Origin of the sequence: Croceibacterium aestuarii (genome assembly GCF_030657335.1) — a bacterium.
Taxonomy (GTDB): domain Bacteria; phylum Pseudomonadota; class Alphaproteobacteria; order Sphingomonadales; family Sphingomonadaceae; genus Croceibacterium_B; species Croceibacterium_B aestuarii.
The window spans coordinates 2,180,283-2,197,553 of sequence record NZ_CP131039.1; the positions used below are offsets into that span (position 1 = coordinate 2,180,283).

General features: G+C 65.4%; 16 protein-coding genes and 2 tRNA genes. 5 read left to right on the plus strand and 13 right to left on the minus strand.

Features of this window, described 5'->3' with window-relative positions; genetic code table 11:
* Positions 1–9: 9 nt before the first annotated feature.
* From Q7I88_RS10780 to recJ, 4 genes are all read right to left on the minus strand, one after another.
* Positions 10–1,209, minus strand: a complete 1,200-nt coding sequence (locus tag Q7I88_RS10780) for a sensor histidine kinase (RefSeq protein WP_305095919.1) — start codon at positions 1,207–1,209, stop codon at positions 10–12.
* A gap of 66 nt (positions 1,210–1,275) precedes the next feature.
* Positions 1,276–1,350: transfer RNA gene (locus Q7I88_RS10785), tRNA-Glu, on the minus strand.
* A 23-nt stretch (positions 1,351–1,373) separates the two neighbouring features.
* Positions 1,374–1,448: transfer RNA gene (locus Q7I88_RS10790), tRNA-Glu, on the minus strand.
* 70 nt (positions 1,449–1,518) lie between these two features.
* Positions 1,519–3,297 (minus strand): single-stranded-DNA-specific exonuclease RecJ, encoded by a 1,779-nt coding sequence (gene recJ, locus Q7I88_RS10795; protein WP_305095920.1) that lies wholly within the window; start codon positions 3,295–3,297, stop codon positions 1,519–1,521.
* A 190-nt stretch (positions 3,298–3,487) separates the two neighbouring features.
* Between recJ and Q7I88_RS10800 the strand changes: the two genes are divergently transcribed.
* On the plus strand, positions 3,488–4,231 hold the full coding sequence (locus Q7I88_RS10800; protein ID WP_305095921.1) for a hypothetical protein: 744 nt from the start codon (positions 3,488–3,490) through the stop codon (positions 4,229–4,231).
* Positions 4,232–4,336: 105 nt separating this feature from the next.
* Here Q7I88_RS10800 and Q7I88_RS10805 read toward each other — a convergent pair whose 3' ends face one another.
* A complete protein-coding gene (locus Q7I88_RS10805) occupies positions 4,337–5,299 on the minus strand; it encodes an NAD(P)H-dependent flavin oxidoreductase (RefSeq protein WP_305095922.1) in 963 nt (320 codons plus the stop codon).
* A 60-nt stretch (positions 5,300–5,359) separates the two neighbouring features.
* On the opposite strand from Q7I88_RS10805, the gene Q7I88_RS10810 reads away from it, so the two are divergent.
* The gene (locus Q7I88_RS10810) at positions 5,360–5,905 is read left to right on the plus strand and encodes an MOSC domain-containing protein (RefSeq protein WP_305095923.1); all 546 of its coding nucleotides are present in this window, start codon (positions 5,360–5,362) and stop codon (positions 5,903–5,905) included.
* A 7-nt stretch (positions 5,906–5,912) separates the two neighbouring features.
* Here the strand turns inward: Q7I88_RS10810 and Q7I88_RS10815 are convergent, their stop codons facing one another.
* The 3 genes from Q7I88_RS10815 to Q7I88_RS10825 all read right to left on the minus strand — a co-directional run bounded on the left by Q7I88_RS10815 (position 5,913) and on the right by Q7I88_RS10825 (position 8,815).
* On the minus strand, positions 5,913–6,158 hold the full coding sequence (locus Q7I88_RS10815; protein ID WP_305095924.1) for a hypothetical protein: 246 nt from the start codon (positions 6,156–6,158) through the stop codon (positions 5,913–5,915).
* Between the two features lie 79 nt (positions 6,159–6,237).
* Positions 6,238–7,923 (minus strand): 2-isopropylmalate synthase, encoded by a 1,686-nt coding sequence (gene leuA, locus Q7I88_RS10820; RefSeq protein ID WP_305095925.1) that lies wholly within the window; start codon positions 7,921–7,923, stop codon positions 6,238–6,240.
* A gap of 250 nt (positions 7,924–8,173) precedes the next feature.
* Complete coding sequence (locus tag Q7I88_RS10825; protein WP_305095926.1) at positions 8,174–8,815, minus strand: YceI family protein; 642 nt, start codon at positions 8,813–8,815, stop codon at positions 8,174–8,176.
* Between the two features lie 369 nt (positions 8,816–9,184).
* On the opposite strand from Q7I88_RS10825, the gene Q7I88_RS10830 reads away from it, so the two are divergent.
* Together Q7I88_RS10830 and Q7I88_RS10835 are read left to right on the plus strand one after the other, a co-directional pair.
* Positions 9,185–9,364 (plus strand): HP1242/YdcH family protein, encoded by a 180-nt coding sequence (locus Q7I88_RS10830; RefSeq protein ID WP_305095927.1) that lies wholly within the window; start codon positions 9,185–9,187, stop codon positions 9,362–9,364.
* 153 nt (positions 9,365–9,517) lie between these two features.
* Complete coding sequence (locus tag Q7I88_RS10835; RefSeq protein ID WP_305095928.1) at positions 9,518–10,495, plus strand: TerC family protein; 978 nt, start codon at positions 9,518–9,520, stop codon at positions 10,493–10,495.
* Positions 10,496–10,553: 58 nt separating this feature from the next.
* Here Q7I88_RS10835 and ilvC read toward each other — a convergent pair whose 3' ends face one another.
* From ilvC to miaA, 4 genes are all read right to left on the minus strand, one after another.
* Complete coding sequence (gene ilvC, locus Q7I88_RS10840) at positions 10,554–11,573, minus strand: ketol-acid reductoisomerase (protein ID WP_305095929.1); 1,020 nt, start codon at positions 11,571–11,573, stop codon at positions 10,554–10,556.
* 121 nt (positions 11,574–11,694) lie between these two features.
* Positions 11,695–12,210, minus strand: a complete 516-nt coding sequence (gene ilvN, locus Q7I88_RS10845) for an acetolactate synthase small subunit (protein ID WP_305095930.1) — start codon at positions 12,208–12,210, stop codon at positions 11,695–11,697.
* Complete coding sequence (ilvB, locus tag Q7I88_RS10850) at positions 12,210–13,952, minus strand: biosynthetic-type acetolactate synthase large subunit (protein ID WP_305095931.1); 1,743 nt, start codon at positions 13,950–13,952, stop codon at positions 12,210–12,212. Before ilvB ends, ilvN begins: the two co-directional genes overlap by 1 nt.
* A 157-nt stretch (positions 13,953–14,109) precedes the next feature.
* Positions 14,110–15,045 (minus strand): tRNA (adenosine(37)-N6)-dimethylallyltransferase MiaA, encoded by a 936-nt coding sequence (miaA, locus tag Q7I88_RS10855; RefSeq protein WP_305095932.1) that lies wholly within the window; start codon positions 15,043–15,045, stop codon positions 14,110–14,112.
* Between miaA and serB the strand changes: the two genes are divergently transcribed.
* Positions 15,038–15,922 (plus strand): phosphoserine phosphatase SerB, encoded by an 885-nt coding sequence (gene serB, locus Q7I88_RS10860; protein ID WP_305095933.1) that lies wholly within the window; start codon positions 15,038–15,040, stop codon positions 15,920–15,922. The genes miaA and serB overlap by 8 nt on opposite strands.
* Here the strand turns inward: serB and Q7I88_RS10865 are convergent.
* The gene (locus tag Q7I88_RS10865) at positions 15,919–17,166 is read right to left on the minus strand and encodes a DUF418 domain-containing protein (RefSeq protein ID WP_305095934.1); all 1,248 of its coding nucleotides are present in this window, start codon (positions 17,164–17,166) and stop codon (positions 15,919–15,921) included. The genes serB and Q7I88_RS10865 overlap by 4 nt on opposite strands.
* Positions 17,167–17,271: the final 105 nt, after the last annotated feature.

Below are 17,271 nucleotides of genomic sequence, written 5' to 3' on the forward strand. Positions count from 1 at the left end.
GTGACAGTATCATGTCTGCTCCCCCGCACCTTCTCCGACCATCGGCATGCGGACAGTTACAGTGGTGCCTTGTCCCTGCTTGCTGGCGATGTCGAGGCGGCCGCGGTGCCTTTCCACGATATGCTTGACGATGGCCAGACCGAGCCCGGTTCCTCCCGCAGCGCGGCTGCGGCCCGGGTCGGTGCGATAGAATCGGCGGGTCAAGTGGGGTAGGTGCTGGGGCGCGATACCTTCGCCTTGGTCGCGGACCTGCAGCGAGGCCATGCCGCGTTCCGACTTCTCGAGCGTCACGTCGACCATTCCTTCCGGATCGCCGTACTTCAGAGCGTTGTCGACCAGGTTGCGGACGACTTGCTCGAGCTGTTCACTGTCGCCGCGCACGATGAGCTGTTCTTCGGGCAAGTGCAGCCTGACGCGCTCGAGCCGCTCCGGACCGGCACCGTCGCGTGCCGCTCGTTCGACGAGGATCGCGAGATCGATCTTGCTGCGCGGCTGATCGTGTTTCTCGGCCTCGACGCGCGACAGCGACATGAGGTCGTCGACCAGGCCCTGCAAGCGCTTGGCCTCCCGCAGAACCGTGGCGTGGAACTTGGCGGCCATGTCCTTGTCCGCCTTCGCGCCCTCCTCGACGAGCGTCTCGACATAGCCGATGATCGAGGCGAGCGGGGTGCGCAGCTCGTGGCTGGCATTGGCGACGAAGTCGGTATGCGCGCGGCTGATGTCGGCCTCGGCGGTGCGATTGATCAGTTCGATGAGCCAGTAGCGTCCGTCGATCGGCTGCCGGGTCATCTGCCAGGAACTGCGCGGTCCGGTCAGGCCCTGAACCGTCACGCTGCCGCCTTGCTGGCGCCCGAGCAGATCGACCGCCGCCGGGTGGCGGAAAGCGACGCGCGCGTCCTGGCCCACGATATGCCGGCCGAGAACCTCGCGCGCCTCGGCATTGGCGATCACGATGCGGCTGTCGTCGAGCAGGAGGAACGGAATGCCGGAGTGCTCGATCAGCTCGCGCATCCCGTCGCGCGTCAGCTGCATGTCCCCCTGGGGAGCGGGAATGCGCTGGGGCGGAGGGATGAGGAGAAAGACTGATCCGATCCAGACGATCACCACGCCGAGCGCCAGAAGGACATCGACGCCTTCGAACAGCAGCACCGCGCCGGCAGCCAGCGCCAGCCCTATCCCGGGCCACGGAATCGAACGGGTCTCGTCCATCGCGGCGGAGCGTTAGACACCCCGTGCCGCGGGCGCCAGCCCACCTGTCGCAAATCTGTCATGAGATGGTGACCCCTACGGGAATCGAACCCGTGTTTCAGCCGTGAGAGGGCCGCGTCCTAACCGCTAGACGAAGGGGCCAGTGTCTGGCCTTCTGCCACCGATGGTGACCCCTACGGGAATCGAACCCGTGTTTCAGCCGTGAAAGGGCCGCGTCCTAACCGCTAGACGAAGGGGCCGCATCGGATGCGTGGCGGCGCACTTAGGGGCGGCTGCGCGCGCGGTCAAGCCTGCTGGGTCGTGCGTCGCTCAGTCGGCCCAGGCGGCATCTTCGAGGTGCAGTTCGGCCTGGGGCCGGTTCCCCCAGTCGTCGATCTTGGCGCGCCCGGCGAGCCACAGCCGGCGGCCTTGCGCGCCGTGCAGCAGCGCCTGCCCCATTTCGCTTTCGGCGGCGCGGAAGGCGATGGCCTTGAACGAGGCGCCGTCGGCACCCCCGGCGATCAAGCGAACGTGATCCGTGCCGACGGTGTCCGCGCGCACCAGGCGGATGGGGCCGACGGCGATGCGCGGTGCCGGCCAGCCGACTCCGAAGGGACCGGCCTGCTCGAGCGTCTCGACCAGTTCGGGGGTGAGCCCGCGCGGCGCGATTGCCAGGTCGAGCGTCGTCGTCTGCTCGGCCGAAGCGCGCGTCACCGCGGCGCCGAGCTGGGCATCGATCCAGTCCGCGAATTCCTCGAGCCGCGCCTCCTCGACGGTCAGGCCGGCCGCCATGGCATGACCGCCGCCGGCTACCAGCAGGCCCTTGTCCTTCGCGCCGATGATTGCCGCGCCGAGGTCGACGCCGCTGATCGACCGGCCCGATCCCTTGCCCAGGTTTTGCTCATCGAGCGCGATAACGATGACCGGCTTGCCGGATTTCTCCTTGATGCGGCCCGCGACGATGCCGATCACGCCCGGGTGCCAGCCCTTGCCGGCCAGGGTTATGACCGAACGGTTGTGCTGCCGCTCGAGCTGCAGCTCGGCAGCTTCCTGCACCGCCGCCTCGATTGCCCGGCGCTCGTCGTTGAGAACGGAGAGCTGTTCGGCGATGGCCCGCGCCTCGTCGGGGTCTTCGGTCGTCAACAGCCTCACCCCCAGCGTCGACTCGCCGACTCGCCCGCCGGCATTGATGCGCGGGCCGAGCGCGAAACCGCAGTCGCTGCACGCCGGCGGGCGGGTGAGACGGCTTGCGTCGATCAGGGCGGACATGCCGACATTGCGCCGCTGGGCCATGATCTTGAGCCCCTGCGCGACGAAGGCGCGGTTGAGGCCGCGGATCGCCGCGACGTCGGCCACCGTGCCGAGTGCCACGAGGTCGAGCAGGGCGAACAAGTCCGGCTCCTTGCGAGCGTCGAAAAAGCCCCGCCGGCGCAGCGTGCGGACGAGCGATACGGCGAGAAGGAAGGCGACGCCGACAGCCGCGAGATGGCCATGAGTGGCTGCCTCGTCGGTTTCGTCGAGCCGATTGGGGTTGACCAGCGCGAGCGCCAGCGGGAGATCGGCCGCGCACTTGTGATGGTCGACCACGATGACGTCGACCCCGGCATCGCGGGCAGCGGCAAGGGCCTCGAAGGCCATCGCCCCGCAATCGACCGTGACGATGAGACTCGATCCCTCGGCGCCGAGACGCACCAGCGCTTCGCCGCTCGGCCCGTATCCCTCGAGCAGGCGATCGGGGATATAGTACCCCGCCCCGAGGCCCAGATCGCGCAGCAGGCGAATCAGCAGCGCGGCGCTGGTCGCGCCGTCGACGTCGTAATCGCCGAAGATCGTCACCCGCTCCTGCGCCAGCACCGCTTGGGCCAGCCGGTCCGCTGCAACTTCCATGTCGCAGAAGATCGCAGGATCGGGGAGAAACTCGCGCAGCACCGGGGTCCGCTGCTTGGCCAGGTCTTCCCGCGCCACGCCGCGACCGAGCAGCAGCTGGTCGACGATGCCATCGAGATGTCCGGTCAGGCTTTCGCCGATTTCCATGTTGCCGGCGCGCCAGCGCCAGGTCTTTCCGGAAAGCGAGGTCGCGATGCCGAGAACTGCCGGTTTGGTGGCCATCGGCGGACTCTAGAGCAGATGCGAGCAGCGAGGAAGAGCGAGGGGAGGGCTGTCGACAGAACGATGTCGTTGGGAAATTGCACCGATTTGGATGTATTACAGTGCTTTACCACTGGACCCGCCTGCAGTTTGAGGCCACAAATCGCGCCGGGGATGGGAAGCATTGACGAATTCACGCGCGCCAGGTTCGATGTCCGGCCGACCGCCGGCGGTCTCGTTACTGTTTGCAAGCGGCAAGAGACCGACTGCGAAGGCGATTGCCGAGCATCTTGCTGAGATCGAAGGAATCGAGCTGGCTTTCCAGGCCGACGCCGGTCGTGATTCGCCAGCCTTGCCGGCCCGGACCCAACTGCTCGCGAACGGCCTGACATTCGACATCGTCGGGCTCGCACCGGGCCCCCCGGCCGACAGGCCCCACCGCCGCAGCGACAGCCACGTCGATGGTTCCGATCTCGATGTTTGCACCGCGATCACCATCATGCCTGGTGCGCATCTGGCCGGGGGGAGGCGCATGGCTCCGGTGCTCAGATCGATGGCGTGGTTGGCCGCCGCGTGCACCGATCTTGCCGGCGTCGAGGCTGTTGTCTGGCAGGCCGCACGGTGCTGGAGCAATCCGAGGGATTTCCGCAAAGGCATCGAGAGCTGGATTGCCAACGGTGATTTTCCGGGACTGTTGCTGACGTCGCTCGCGCCCGCACCCGACGGCGGATTGCACAGCGAGGGTTTGGCGCTGTTCGTTGGCCAGGACCTGCGTATCGAGCCCGATCTCGCCAAGGATCTCGACGCGGCAACGCGGCTGGCGTTGCGCCTTTTCGATTATCTCGGCGAGCGGGGGAAAATCGTTAAGACCGAAAGGGTTGCCGGTCCGGCCGGAGAACGGCTCGAGCTTTCCCCCTCGGCGAATCGACAATTCGTGCGCGTCAGCCGCGGTTGATGGGGCAAGGGCGGAACGGGAAGCTCCGTGGTCGCTGTGAGTGGGCGAGCGTGGACCGAACCGTGGAGGCGCACGGAGGTTTCTTTCGCTTGATAGCGAAGCTCGTCACGCGCCGAGCAACCGGGCTTTCGCGGCCCGGTATTCGCGTTCGAGCCGGTCGACCAGCTCGCCTGTCGTGCCGACCGATTTGACCGCGCCGATCCCTTGGCCGGCGCCCCAGATATCCTTCCACGCTTTCGCGGAGCCGCCTCCGGCCCTGTTCAGATCCATCGAACTCGCGTCGCCTTCGGGCAAGTTGTCGGGGTCGAGCCCAGCTGCCTCGATCGAGCCGCGCAAGTAGTTGCCATGGACCCCGGTGAAGTGGCTCGAATAGACGATATCGCTGGCGCCCCCCTCGACGATGGCCTGCTTGTAAGCAGGGATGGCGCGCGCTTCCTCGGTGGCGATGAAAGGCGAGCCGATATAGGCGAGGTCCGCGCCCATGGCCTGTGCGGCAAGGATCGCCCCGCCGTTGGCGATGGCCCCCGAGAGGATCAGCGGCCCGTCGAACCATTCGCGGATTTCCTGGACCAGCGCGAAGGGTGAAAGCGTACCCGCGTGACCCCCGGCACCGGCAGCGACCGCGATCAATCCGTCGGCGCCCTTCTCGATCGCCTTGCGGGCGAAGCGGTCGTGGATGATGTCGTGCAATACGATCCCGCCCCACGAATGGACCAGGTCGTTGATCTCCTCGCGTGCGCCCAGCGAGGTGATGACGATTTTCGGCTTCCATTTGGCTAGCAGCCGCGCATCCTCCTCGAGCCGCGCGTTGGCGCGATTGACGATCAGGTTGCAGGCGAACGGCGCCGACGGCCGCCCGGGATGCGCGCCGTCGTGCGCCGCAAGGGCCTCGGTAATCTCGTGCAGCCATTCGTCGAGCTGTTCGATCGGGCGGGCGTTGAGCGTCGGAAAGCTGCCGACTACACCGGCGGTGCACTGGGCGATCACCAGGGCCGGGTGCGAGATGATGAACAGCGGTGCGCCGATCACCGGGATGCGCAGTTTTTCGAGACAGGCGGGCAGGCTCATCGGCGTTCACCAGTGTTTCGGACTTGAGGGGAGCGCTTCCTTGGCACATGGCGTTGCCGCATGACAGGCCGGATCATCGCCGTGGCCCGCGACGGGGCCCACCGTTTCGCCAAGCGACGCTGCGACAGCATCGAACTCGTCGCCGGGCTGGGGGTTTCCGGCGACGCTCATAGCGGTCGCACCGTGCAGCACCTGTCGCGGATTGCGAAGACGCCGGGTGCGCCGAACCTGCGGCAGGTCCACCTGATCCATGCCGAACTGTTCGATGAACTGGCGCAGCAGGGCTTCGCCGTTGCGCCTGGCGAGCTGGGCGAAAACGTCACGACCCGCGGCGTCGACCTGCTCTCATTGCCCCGCGGAACATTGCTGCGGCTGGGCGGTGAGGCGGTGATCGAACTCACCGGCCTGCGCAACCCGTGTGCCCAGATCGACCGGAACATCGGCAAGGGCGCCATGGCCGCCACGCTCGAGCGCCGCGCCGATGGCTCGCTGGTTCGCAAGGCGGGCGTGATGGCGGTAGTGGTCGAGGGCGGCGAAGTCCGAGCGGGCGAGCCTCTCAGCGTGATCCACACGCCGAAAGATCCGCAGCCGCTGGAGCCGGTTTAGGGCGTGCTTAGTCCGCTTGCGTTTCGGAGAGGGATTGGTCCTGCGCGTCATCCTCGGCTCGGTCCGCCTTGCGGTCCAGATCTTGTGCGGCGTCGCCTGCGGCCTCGGCGCCCTTGTTGAGGACCTGCTCGGTATTGGCCGCGGCGTCGGCGGCGGCCGACTTGGCCGCTTCTTCGGCGCTGTCCTGCGTGCGTTCGGAGCAGCCCGCGAGGGCGATTCCCGCGGCGGCGGCAGTGAGGAGGAGGATGCGCATGACGATGTCTCCTGGATGATGTTGTGCCTGCTCAACGACGCGCGGACGCAGGCGGTTCCTCCGCCGCGAGGGCGCGCCGCTATTCCGCGCCTTGGCTCGCCCCGTTGGCCGCGCTGATGATCGCTCTCACGCTGGCTGCCGCTACGTCCTCGTCGATCCCCACGCCCCAGACGGTGCGGCCGTCCGTTGTGCGGCATTCGAGATAGGTTGCCGCGCGCGCATCGCTGCCGGTGCCGAGCGCATGCTCGACGTAATCGGCCACCTCGAGCTCGAGCCCGAAGGTTTGTCTCAGCGTCGTCAGCACCGACGAGATCAGGCCCTTGCCGCGGCCCGAAACCCGTTGCGGCTTGCCGTCGACCTCGATCGTCCCGGCGAACAGGCGGGTGCCGTCGGTGGCGCGGGTTTCCTCGAAATCGACGAGGCGAAAGCGGCGCTTGTCGACCTTGACGAAGTATGCTTCGCGAAAGGTCTGCCAGATATCCGCGGCGTTCAGCTCGCGGCCGAGTTCGTCGGCGAGGCGCTGGACATGTTTCGAGAAGTCCGCCTGCAGCTTCTTCGGCAGCTTCAGGCCCTGGTCCTGTTCGAGCACCCAGGCAAAGCCGCCCTTGCCGGACTGCGAATTGACCCGGATGACGGCTTCGTAATTGCGTCCGAGGTCGGCCGGATCGATTGGCAGATAGGGCACGCGCCACAGCTCGTCGTTGCGCCGTTCCTGTGCGGCGAAACCCTTCTTGATCGCGTCCTGGTGGCTGCCGGAAAAAGCAGTGAAGACCAGCTCGCCGCCATAGGGATGGCGCTCGTGGACAGGGATCTGGTTGCAGTACTCGACGGTCTCGATGACCTCGTCGATGTTCGAGAAATCGAGGCCCGGGTTGATCCCTTGCGTGTACATGTTGAGCGCCAGCGTCACCAGACAGCAGTTGCCGGTGCGTTCGCCGTTGCCGAACAGGCATCCCTCGATGCGATCGGCGCCGGCCATCAGACCCAGCTCCGCCGCGGCCACGCCGGTACCGCGGTCGTTGTGGGTGTGCAGCGAGATGACCGCGCTCTCACGGTTCGGCAGGTTGCGGCAGAAATACTCGATCTGGTCGGCGTAGATGTTCGGCGTCGCCGCCTCGACCGTGGCCGGCAGGTTGAGGATGATGGGATTTTCGGGCGTCGGCTGCAGGACGTCCATTACCGCCTCGCAGACGGAAATCGAGAAATCGAGTTCCGCGGTCGAAAAGGTTTCCGGCGAATACTGGAAGTGCCAATCGGTGTCGGGCCGCTTCGCCGCTTCGTCGCGCATGACCTTTGCGCCTTTCATGGCAACCTCGCGCACCTCGTCGGGCGTCATGCGGAAGACGATTTCGCGCCATGCCGGGCTGACCGCGTTGTAGAGGTGGACGATGGCCGAGCGCGCGCCTTCGAGACTTTCGAAGCTGGTGCGGATCAGGTCTTCGCGGCTCTGGGTGAGGACCTGGACCAGGACATCGTCGGGTATGCGCCCCGACTTGACCAGGCCGGAGATGAAGTCGAACTCGGTCTGTCCGGCGCTCGGGAAGCCGACTTCGATCTCTTTCAGCCCGACTTCGACCAGCTGGTCGAAGAAGCGGTTCTTCTTCACCGCATCCATCGGGTCGACGATCGCCTGGTTGCCGTCGCGCAGGTCGGTCGAAAGCCAGCGCGGCGGGGACGTAATCGTACGCGAGGGCCACTGCCGGTCGGGCAGAGGCACCTGGGGGAAGGGCCGGTACTTAACCGAGGGATCGCTCAGCATCGCCATCGCAATTTGCCTTATCGCATCAATGCCGCGCGGCAAGCGCCAGCGCGGACAATTTCGACTATCGGGTGGTGAAGGGCCCTTAGGCGGGCGCCGCGCCGCGTGGGCGCAGGCAGTGGGTCGCGCCTAAGGGCGCGTAAGTCGAAGCAGCGACAGGAGCTCGCGGCGGATCATGCGGGTAGAGATAGGCGAAGGCGGTTAAGAAATCCAGTGCGAAAGGGCGGCGCGCGAACGCGCCGCCCGATCTGAATGCTTACTGCTTCTCGAACGCGGTGGTGATCGTCAGGTCGACCTCGTCGCCGACCATCGGTACGAACGTCGCGAGACCGAAGTCCGAGCGCTTGATCGTGGCCGATCCCTCGAAGCCGACGGTCAGCTTGTTGCCCATCATCGAATTGCCCGCACCGGTGAAGACCGCATCGATGGTCACCGGCTTGGTCACGCCGTTGAGCGTCAAGTCGCCGGTGATCTTGGCTTTCGTCCCGTCGACCTTCACGTTGGTCGAGACGAAGTGAGCCGGCGCCGGATTCGGGCCGAAGAAGTCCGGCTTCTTGCCGTCCTGCCCGCCGCGCAGCAGGTGATCGTGGAAGCCCTGGCTGGCGACGGTCGGGTTGATCGGGACCGTCGCTTCGACCTTGGCTCCGGCCAGGTTCGCCGGATCGATCATGAGCGTTGCGTCGACATCGCCGAAGATGCCGAAGTAGTCGTTGAAGCCGAAGTGATTGTAGCGGAAGCCGATCAGCGAGTGGTTCTTGTCGGTCTTGTAGGTTCCCGCCAGGACGCGCTTGGTGTCCATCTGGCCCGGCAACTGCGGCGGCCCGTTCTGGGCTTGAAGCGAGGTAAAGGCGGCGAGCGTGACAGCGCCGGCGAGGACGGTGGCGGTGAGTTTGCGCATGTGTGAGTTCTCCCGTGAAAAGTTGCCGGGATTCTGGCGATGGTTTTTGACATTGTCCACTGCGAAGATTGGCTGCGTAAGCTTCTGGTTCCGCAAGGCCAGGGCACCTGCCTTCGGGGCGAATCGCAATCGGCACTCCATCCACCAGGCGCTGGAACGAAAGGCGGTTCCGCGGCCTCTTGAACCCGCGGGCAATGCATCCTAGATTGCGAATGCGGGCCGGGCCCCTCTGGCGTATCGGATTCTTCAATCCGCGCGTGATGTCGGACCGCATCGGGTGTCCCCGGTGCGAGGTTCGGCTTCCCCCCTTCCTCCGAACTCGAACCGGGCGACACTCGATTGAACCAACGCGTTCACGAGGAGTGCACGATGAGTCCCAAGGTTTTCAGTCTCCTGCAGAAACACCAGCGCCTCGACGAGGAGCTGCGGATCGAACAGGTCCGCAAATGGCCGGATCATTTCCGGATTCGCAGGCTCAAGAAGCTCAAGCTGGCGGTGCGCGACGCACTGCGCGACGTCGCCCGGCCGCGCAATCCCACCCGGGCCTGACCCGGCTAGGTGCGGCCCGCTCTCGCTAGTGGGCCGCACCTAGCCTTCAAATTGGATCCGGGCCCCTCTGGCGAGCGAGCCGTCGCCCGCGATGTCGGAACCTGCGCTATCCCACGCCGCCGACGGGCGGCGCATCGATACGTGGATTGAACGATGGAATTCCTGATGCTCGATTGGCTGGGAAAACCGGTCTGGATGTGGCTGTTCTTTATCACAATTGTGCTCGCCTTGCTCGTCATCGATCTCGGCGTCATGCACCGCAAGGAGCGTGAAATCGGCGTGCGCGAGAGTTTGGCGATGTCAGCCTTCTACGTCGCGCTCGGTCTCGCATTCGGCGGTTGGCTGTGGTGGTACGCGGGCGCGGATGCGGGCCTAAGCTACGTTACCGGGTTCGCGATCGAGAAGAGCCTGGCGATGGACAACGTCTTCGTCATCGCGATGATCTTCGGCTACTTCGGCATCCCCCGTCTGCACCAGTATAGGGTGCTGTTCTGGGGCATTCTGGGCGTCATCGTGCTGCGCGCGGTGATGATCGGCTTCGGTGCCGCGGCGGTGCAGCAGTGGGGCTGGGTACTCTATCTCTTCGCGGCGTTCCTGATCGTGACCGGCATCAAAATGTGGCTGACGGCCGACAAGCAGTACGATGTCGGTGGCTCGCCCGTGCTGCGCTGGGTGCGTCGGTGCTTCCGGGTGACGGACACGCTGCACGGGCAGAATTTCTGGGTCAAGCTGCCCGATCCCGCGAGCGGCAAGGCGGCGTGGTTCATGACGCCGCTGTTCCTGACGCTGGTCATGATCGAGTTCGTGGACGTCGTCTTCGCGGTCGATTCGGTGCCGGCGATTTTCGCCATCACCACCGATCCGTTCATCGTCTACACGTCCAACATCTTCGCCATCCTCGGCCTGCGTGCGCTCTATTTCGCGCTCGCGGCGATGGTCGAGCGGTTCCACTACCTCAAGTATGCGCTGAGCGTGCTGCTGGTGTTCATCGGCTCCAAGATCTTGCTTGCCGATGCGCTGGGACTTGGCAAGTTCCCCCCGGCGGCCTCGCTGGGGATCACGTTCGCGATCCTCGCCGGCGGCGTCGCCTGGTCGCTGTGGAAGACGCGCGAGAAACCGGCGGCGGCTTAAACAAAAAAGGGGGAGCGGCAAACCGCTCCCCCCGGATTCGTCCGCATCTCGAGCCGGGTCAGTTGCGTTCCTGGTCGACCAGCTTGTTCTTGCCGATCCAGGGCATCATCGCCCGCAGGCGGCTGCCGACCTGCTCGATCGGATGGGCCTCGGCGGCCTTGCGGCTCGCCTTGAGCTCGGGCTGGCCGGCGCGGTTGTCGAGCACGAAGTTCTTGACGAAGCGGCCCGACTGGATGTCCGCAAGCACGCGCTTCATCTCGGCCTTGGTGTCATCGGTGATGATCCGCGGACCGGTGGTGATATCGCCGTATTCGGCGGTATTGCTGATCGAATAGCGCATGTTGGCGATGCCGCCTTCGTAGAGCAGGTCGACGATCAGCTTGGTCTCGTGGAGGCACTCGAAATAGGCCATTTCCGGGGCGTAGCCGGCCTCGACCAGCGTTTCGAAACCGGCCTGGATAAGGTGGGTGATGCCGCCGCACAGCACGGCCTGTTCGCCGAAGAGGTCGGTCTCGCATTCCTCACGAAAGTTGGTCTCGATGATGCCCGAGCGGCCGCCGCCGACGCCGCTGGCGTAGGCGAGGGCGACATCGTGCGCATTGCCGGTGGCATCCTGGTGAACCGCAATGAGGCACGGAACGCCGCCGCCGCGCACGTATTCGCTGCGCACGGTGTGGCCCGGCCCCTTGGGCGCGATCATGATGACGTCGATGTCGGCGGGGGGCTCGATCAGGCCAAAGTGGATGTTGAGCCCGTGGGCGAATGCCAGCGCGCTGCCCGGCTTCATATTGCCCTTGAGGTCGTTCTCCCAGATCGCCGCCTGGTGCTCGTCAGGCGCGAGGATCATTAGAATATCGGCCCAGCCGGCCGCGTCCTTGTTGCTTAGGACTTTGAATCCGGCGGCTTCGGCCTTCTTTGCGCTGCCCGATCCGGGGCGCAGAGCGATCGCGACCTCCTTGACCCCGCTGTCGCGCAGGTTCTGCGCATGCGCGTGGCCCTGGCTGCCGTAACCCAACACGGCGATCTTCTTGTCGGTGACCAGATTCAGGTCGGCGTCGGCGTCGTAATAGACTTTCACGTCACTTCCTCATTCTCTCGTCATCCCCGCGCAGGCGGGGATCCAGTGCGTTTGGGTGGTCCCTAGCTGGATTCCCGCCTTCGCGGGAATGACGAAGTTGCTTTTACGGATGAGAGATATTCTAGGCCCCCTCGGCGCCGCGCATCATGCCGACGACACCGCTGCGGCCGACTTCGACCAGCCCGAGCTCGCGCATCAGGTGGACGAAGCGGTCGATCTTCTCGCTCGCGCCGGTCAGCTCGAACACGAAGCTCTCGGTGGTGGTGTCGATGACGCTGGCGCGAAACACATCGGCGATGCGCAGCGCCTCGACGCGCGCCTCGCCGGTGCCCTTGACCTTGACCAGCGCGAGCTCGCGCTCGACGTGCGGACCGGCGTCGGTCAGGTCGGTGACCTTGTGCACCGGCACCAGCCGCTCGAGCTGGGCGATGATCTGGTCGATCACCGGCGGCGGACCGTTGGTGACGATAGTGATGCGGCTCGTCGCGTGGTCCTCGGTGATGTCGGCCACGGTCAGGCTGTCGATGTTGTAGCCGCGCGCGGTGAACAGGCCGGCGATCTTGGCGAGAATGCCCGCCTCGTTGTCGACCAGAACCGCCAGCACGTGGCGTTCGGATTCACGCTGTTGGATCTTCATCACACCAGCGCCTTCGCTTCGTCGTCCATCGTGCCGCCGACCATATCGCCGTAGAGCAGCATTTCGGTATGCGCCGCGCCGCTCGGGATCATCGGGAAGCAGTTGGCCTCCTTCGACACCTGGCAGTCGACCATCACCGGCCCGTCGTGCTCCATCATCGCCTTGATCGACGCGTCGAGGTCGGCTTCTTCAGTGATACGGATGCCTTTCCAGCCATAGGCTTCGGCCATTTTCACAAAATCAGGCAGACTGTCGCTGTACGAGTTCGAATAGCGGCTCTCGTAAGTCAGTTCCTGCCACTGGCGGACCATGCCCATGTACTCGTTGTTGAGGATGAAAACCTTGATCGGCAGGCGGAACTGGCTCGCGGTGCCCATCTCCTGGATGTTCATCTGGATCGAGGCTTCGCCGGCGATGTCGATCACCAGCTTGCCGGGGTTGCCGAGCTGGGCGCCGATCGCTGCGGGCATGCCGTAGCCCATCGTGCCGAGCCCCCCGCTGGTCAGCCAGCGGTTGGGCTTGTCGAAGCCGAAGTACTGCGCCGCCCACATCTGGTGCTGGCCGACCTCGGTGGTGATGATCGGGTCGAGGTCCCTGGTCAGCGCGAAGAGGCGTTCGATCGCCAGTTGCGGCATGATCGAATCCTTGCGCGGCGGGTAGGCCAGGCTGTCGCGCGCACGCCAGCCGGTGATGCGCGCCTTCCACTCGGTCAGGTCCTGCCGCTTGCGGTTGCCCCAGGCCTCTATCAGCTGGTCGAGCACGATGCCGCAATCGCCGACGATGCCGAGGTCGACCGGCACGATCTTGTTGATCGAGCTACGGTCGATATCGATGTGAATTTTGGCCGAATTGGGCGCGAACGAGTCGAGCCGGCCCGTCACCCGGTCATCGAAACGGGCGCCGACCGCGATAATCAGATCGGCCTGATTCATCGCCATGTTGGCTTCGTAGGTGCCGTGCATGCCGAGCATGCCGAGCCAGTCCGGGTGTTCGGAAGGAAAGGCGCCCAGGCCCATCAGCGTCGAGGTCAGCGGTGCGCCGGTCAGCGCTTGCAGCTCGCGCAACGCATTGCTGGCGTGCGGTCCTGAATTGATGACTCCGCCGCCGGTGTAGAACACCGGAGCCCTGGCATTGGCGATGAGATCGATCGCCTCGGCAATTTCGCCCGCGGTGCCCACCGTGTTGGGCGTGTAGCGCTTCGGTCGCTGCGCCGGCCCGTCGGACAGCGCCGCGGTGGCGACCTGGACGTTCTTGGGAATGTCGACGACGACCGGGCCGGGACGGCCGGTAGTGGCGATCTCGAACGCCTCGTCGATCGTCGCGGCGAGGTCCGCCGGGTCTTTCACGAGGTAGTTGTGCTTGGTGCAGTGGCGAGTGAGGCCGACGGTGTCGGCTTCCTGGAAGGCATCCGTGCCGATCAGGTTAGTCGCCACCTGGCCGGTGATGACCACCAGAGGAATCGAATCCATGAAGGCGTCGGCGATGCCGGTGATCGCGTTGGTCGCGCCCGGTCCGCTGGTGACCAGCACGACGCCCGGCTTGCCGGTGGAGCGGGCATAGCCCTCGGCGGCGTGCGCCGCGCCGGCTTCGTGGCGGACGAGGATGTGGCGGATGCGGTGATCGCCGAACAGTTCGTCGTAGATCGGCAGTACCGCCCCGCCGGGATAGCCGAACACGAATTCGACCCCCTGCCGTTCGAGGCAATCGACGAGTATCGCAGCGCCGCTGCGTTCTTCGGACACGACTGGCATTCCTTTTGCTGTTTGCGACCGACCTTGGAGGGGAAAAGATTGGCCCGGCGCGATTGGTATCGTGCCGGGCCGCTCCTCTCCAACTCCTGTCACGGGTTCAACCGTGCTTGGAAGAGCGGCTAGATGACATTAAATGTCATGTCAACTGTTAAAATGCAAATAATCTTTCAAAATGTGCCTCCATCGAGCATCTTTCCGATTGGCAGCGCGGCCATTCTTGCGATGGCTGGTTGCGGAACCAGGTGTATTGCCGCTTGGCGTAGTTGCGCGTCGTCTGCCGGCCACGGGCCACTGCCTCCTCGCGCGACCACTCGCCGCGCAGCATCCCGGCGATCTCAGGCACGCCGATCGCCCGCATCACGGGGCTGGCTGCGGGGAGATCGCGTTCAAGCAATGTCTCGACTTCTTCCACCGCACCGTTCTCGAGCATCAGCGCGAAGCGCCGGTCGCAGCGTTCGAACAGCCATTCGCGCGGCGGCAGCAGGACCAGCGGGTGGAGGTCGATCACCGGGCCGATCCCGCCGACCCGCTGCTGTTGCCAGTGCGCCAGGGGCTTGCCGGTCGAGCGAACCACTTCGAGCGCGCGGGCGACCCGGGTAGTGTCGGCGGGCTTGAGCACAGCGGCGCGCTGCGGGTCTTCTGCGGTCAGGGCGGCGTAGGCCGCGGCGACTGGCAGGGCCCGGACCGCAGCCCGCACGGCCGGGTCGATCCGCGGCACCGGAGCAATGCCGTCGAGCAGAGTGCGGATGTATAGACCGGTCCCGCCGACCAGGATCGGCACTTGCCCGGCAAGGTGGGCATCCTCGATCTCGCGCTTGGCCCGGGCGGCCCAGTCGGCGGCGGAACAGGGTTCGGCGCCGTCCCAGGCGCCGAACAGGCGGTGCGCGACGCCGCGCGTCTCCGCTTCGCTCGGACGGGCGCTGAGGACCCGCAGGTCGCTGTAGACCTGGGCGCTGTCGGCGTTGATCACCACACAGGGGCGATCCAGCGTGAGCGCCAGCTCGATGGCCAGATCGCTCTTGCCGCTCGCCGTCGGCCCTGCAATGAGCGCGACCGGTTTTGTGGAGACGTCCCCTGTGCTCATAGCCCGCCTGATAGCAGACCCGGCCGGACTGGAAACGCGCCTCGACGCGGCAACCCGCGCGCTCGAGGGAGAGGGGCTCGAACTGTCCGCCGCGCAGATGCTCGATTTCTGCGGCGACGTGCTCGAAATGCTGCTGCCGGGCGGCGATGCCGAAGTCTTGCGCCGGGTGATAGACGAGCATTTCGCTCCCTCCGACGCTATCGTGCTGGAGCGGGCGTTTGCCGTTCCGCACCTGTTCGTCTCGGACATGGATTCGACGATGATCGGGCAGGAATGCATCGATGAACTTGGGGATTTCGCCGGTCTCAAGCCGCAGATCGCGGCGATTACCGAGCGGGCGATGCAGGGCGAGCTCGATTTCGAGAGCGCGCTGCGCGAGCGAGTCATGCTGCTCCGCGATCTGCCCGAAGCGGCAATCGTCGAATGCCTCGACACCCGCATAGAGCCGATGGCCGGCGCGCGCACGCTGGTCGAAACGCTCAAGAGTCGAGGCTGCCGCACGGTGCTGGTCACCGGCGGGTTCCACCAGTTTGCCGATCCTGTAGCCGAACTGCTCGGATTCGAGCGCGTCGTCGGCAATCGCCTGGCGACCGAAGGCGGCAAGCTGACCGGCGGACTCGAAGGAGCGATCACCGACAGCTCGGTCAAGCAACGGGTCCTGCTCGAGGAGGCGGCCGAAATTGGACACGACGTGGTGACTCTCGCCACCGGCGACGGGGCGAACGACATCCCGATGCTGCAGGCTGCGACCTACGGGGTGGCTTTCCGGGCCAAGCCCAGGGCCCGGGCCGCCGCCAACGGGTGGGTCGATCGCGGCGACCTGACCTCGATTCTGAAATTGCTCGGCATCGACGAAAGCGAGTGGGTCGCGCGCTAGGTGGGGGCGACCCGCTTGCGCATCGGCTGCACCTCCCAGCGCGAGAGGCTGCGCCAGACCCATTCGAAGGGTCCGTAGCGATAGCGCTCGAGCCACCATTTCGACCACAGCAGCATGATCGCCCAGACCACCGGCACCAGCAGCCAGGCCTCACCGCGCGACACCTTGCCGTAGAGACCGCCGAACGTGCCGTAGAACACCAGCGTGCCGACGATGGTCGAGCCGAGGTAGTTGGTGAAGGCGGCGCGGCCGACCGCGGAGAAGTGATCGGCGATTGCGCTGCGATGGCCGAACAGCAAGATGATCAGCGCGGCATAGCCGACCGCTCCGACCGAGTGGAAAGGACTCACGAAAAGCCGGGTCCAGGGATAGTAGGTTACCGGATCGAAATCGGCCTTGATCGAAGCCACTGCGCCGTAGGTATGCAGCGCGAGGTCCGGCACGAGGCATGCCGCGACGACGATCCAGTAGCTTCGCCTGCTCCATGCTCCTGTGAGGAATCCTGACTTGTAGGCCGCCATGCCGAGCAGCATGAGGCCGAGCGTCTCGATCCCATAACCGAAGACGCCTTCGAACGGCTCCCACCGCACATCCTCCCGGGTCGAGGCTGCGACGTGTGCGGGGATCGATGCGTGGCTGGCTTTGTCCTCGGCGATCTTCCTGGGCAGGTCGGGATCGGGCGCCAGCAGCTGCGCGATCCGCTTTTGCTCTTCGGACGTACCTTCGCCTGCCCGCACCCGTTCAGCCATCAGCATCTGCGGGATGACCCCGGCGAATTGCGATACGTTGACGAAGAGCAGGATGGCGATCGAAAGCAGCAGCAGCCACTTCTTGTCGAGCCGCCAGAACAGGTACGCGATCATCCCGACCATCGCGTAATTGGCCAGGATATCGCCCCACCACAGCAGGTAGAAGTGGGCAAGACCGAAGCCGAGCAGCACGATCATTCGCGGATAGTGCACCTGCCAGCCCGCCTTGCCCGCGGCCACCCCGCGCTCGATCACCAGGATCGTCGAGGCGCCGAACAGGATCGAGAACAGCGACCGCCAGCGCCCGTCGACCAGGATTGAGTTGAGCGCCCACATCAGCTTGTCGTAGCCGTGGTCGAACCCGTAATCGGGTGGGTAGAAATAGGCGCTTTCGATCATCGCCATGCCGACGACGTTGACCGAAAAGATGCCCATTACGGCGACGCCGCGAATGACGTCGAGCGTCAGTATCCGGTCCGGCGAAGTCGATGCCATCTGCGTTACCCCTCATGCCCTGCGCGCGCGGTCAACGAGCGGTGTATTACTTCAGTAACACGATAAGTGAAAGCTCCATTGGCGAGGGCATCGCAAGATGGCGTG

Bases quoted from the DNA above. Each gene is read 5' to 3' on its own strand.
- Q7I88_RS10780 (WP_305095919.1), bottom strand. From the start codon at position 1,209: ATGGACGAGACCCGTTCGATTCCGTGGCCCGGGATAGGGCTGGCGCTG.
- recJ (WP_305095920.1), bottom strand. From the start codon at position 3,297: ATGGCCACCAAACCGGCAGTTCTCGGCATCGCGACCTCGCTTTCCGGA.
- Q7I88_RS10800 (WP_305095921.1), top strand. From the start codon at position 3,488: ATGTCCGGCCGACCGCCGGCGGTCTCGTTACTGTTTGCAAGCGGCAAG.
- Q7I88_RS10805 (WP_305095922.1), bottom strand. From the start codon at position 5,299: ATGAGCCTGCCCGCCTGTCTCGAAAAACTGCGCATCCCGGTGATCGGC.
- Q7I88_RS10810 (WP_305095923.1), top strand. From the start codon at position 5,360: ATGACAGGCCGGATCATCGCCGTGGCCCGCGACGGGGCCCACCGTTTC.
- Q7I88_RS10815 (WP_305095924.1), bottom strand. From the start codon at position 6,158: ATGCGCATCCTCCTCCTCACTGCCGCCGCCGCGGGAATCGCCCTCGCG.
- leuA (WP_305095925.1), bottom strand. From the start codon at position 7,923: ATGGCGATGCTGAGCGATCCCTCGGTTAAGTACCGGCCCTTCCCCCAG.
- Q7I88_RS10825 (WP_305095926.1), bottom strand. From the start codon at position 8,815: ATGCGCAAACTCACCGCCACCGTCCTCGCCGGCGCTGTCACGCTCGCC.
- Q7I88_RS10830 (WP_305095927.1), top strand. From the start codon at position 9,185: ATGAGTCCCAAGGTTTTCAGTCTCCTGCAGAAACACCAGCGCCTCGAC.
- Q7I88_RS10835 (WP_305095928.1), top strand. From the start codon at position 9,518: ATGGAATTCCTGATGCTCGATTGGCTGGGAAAACCGGTCTGGATGTGG.
- ilvN (WP_305095930.1), bottom strand. From the start codon at position 12,210: ATGAAGATCCAACAGCGTGAATCCGAACGCCACGTGCTGGCGGTTCTG.
- miaA (WP_305095932.1), bottom strand. From the start codon at position 15,045: ATGAGCACAGGGGACGTCTCCACAAAACCGGTCGCGCTCATTGCAGGG.
- Q7I88_RS10865 (WP_305095934.1), bottom strand. From the start codon at position 17,166: ATGGCATCGACTTCGCCGGACCGGATACTGACGCTCGACGTCATTCGC.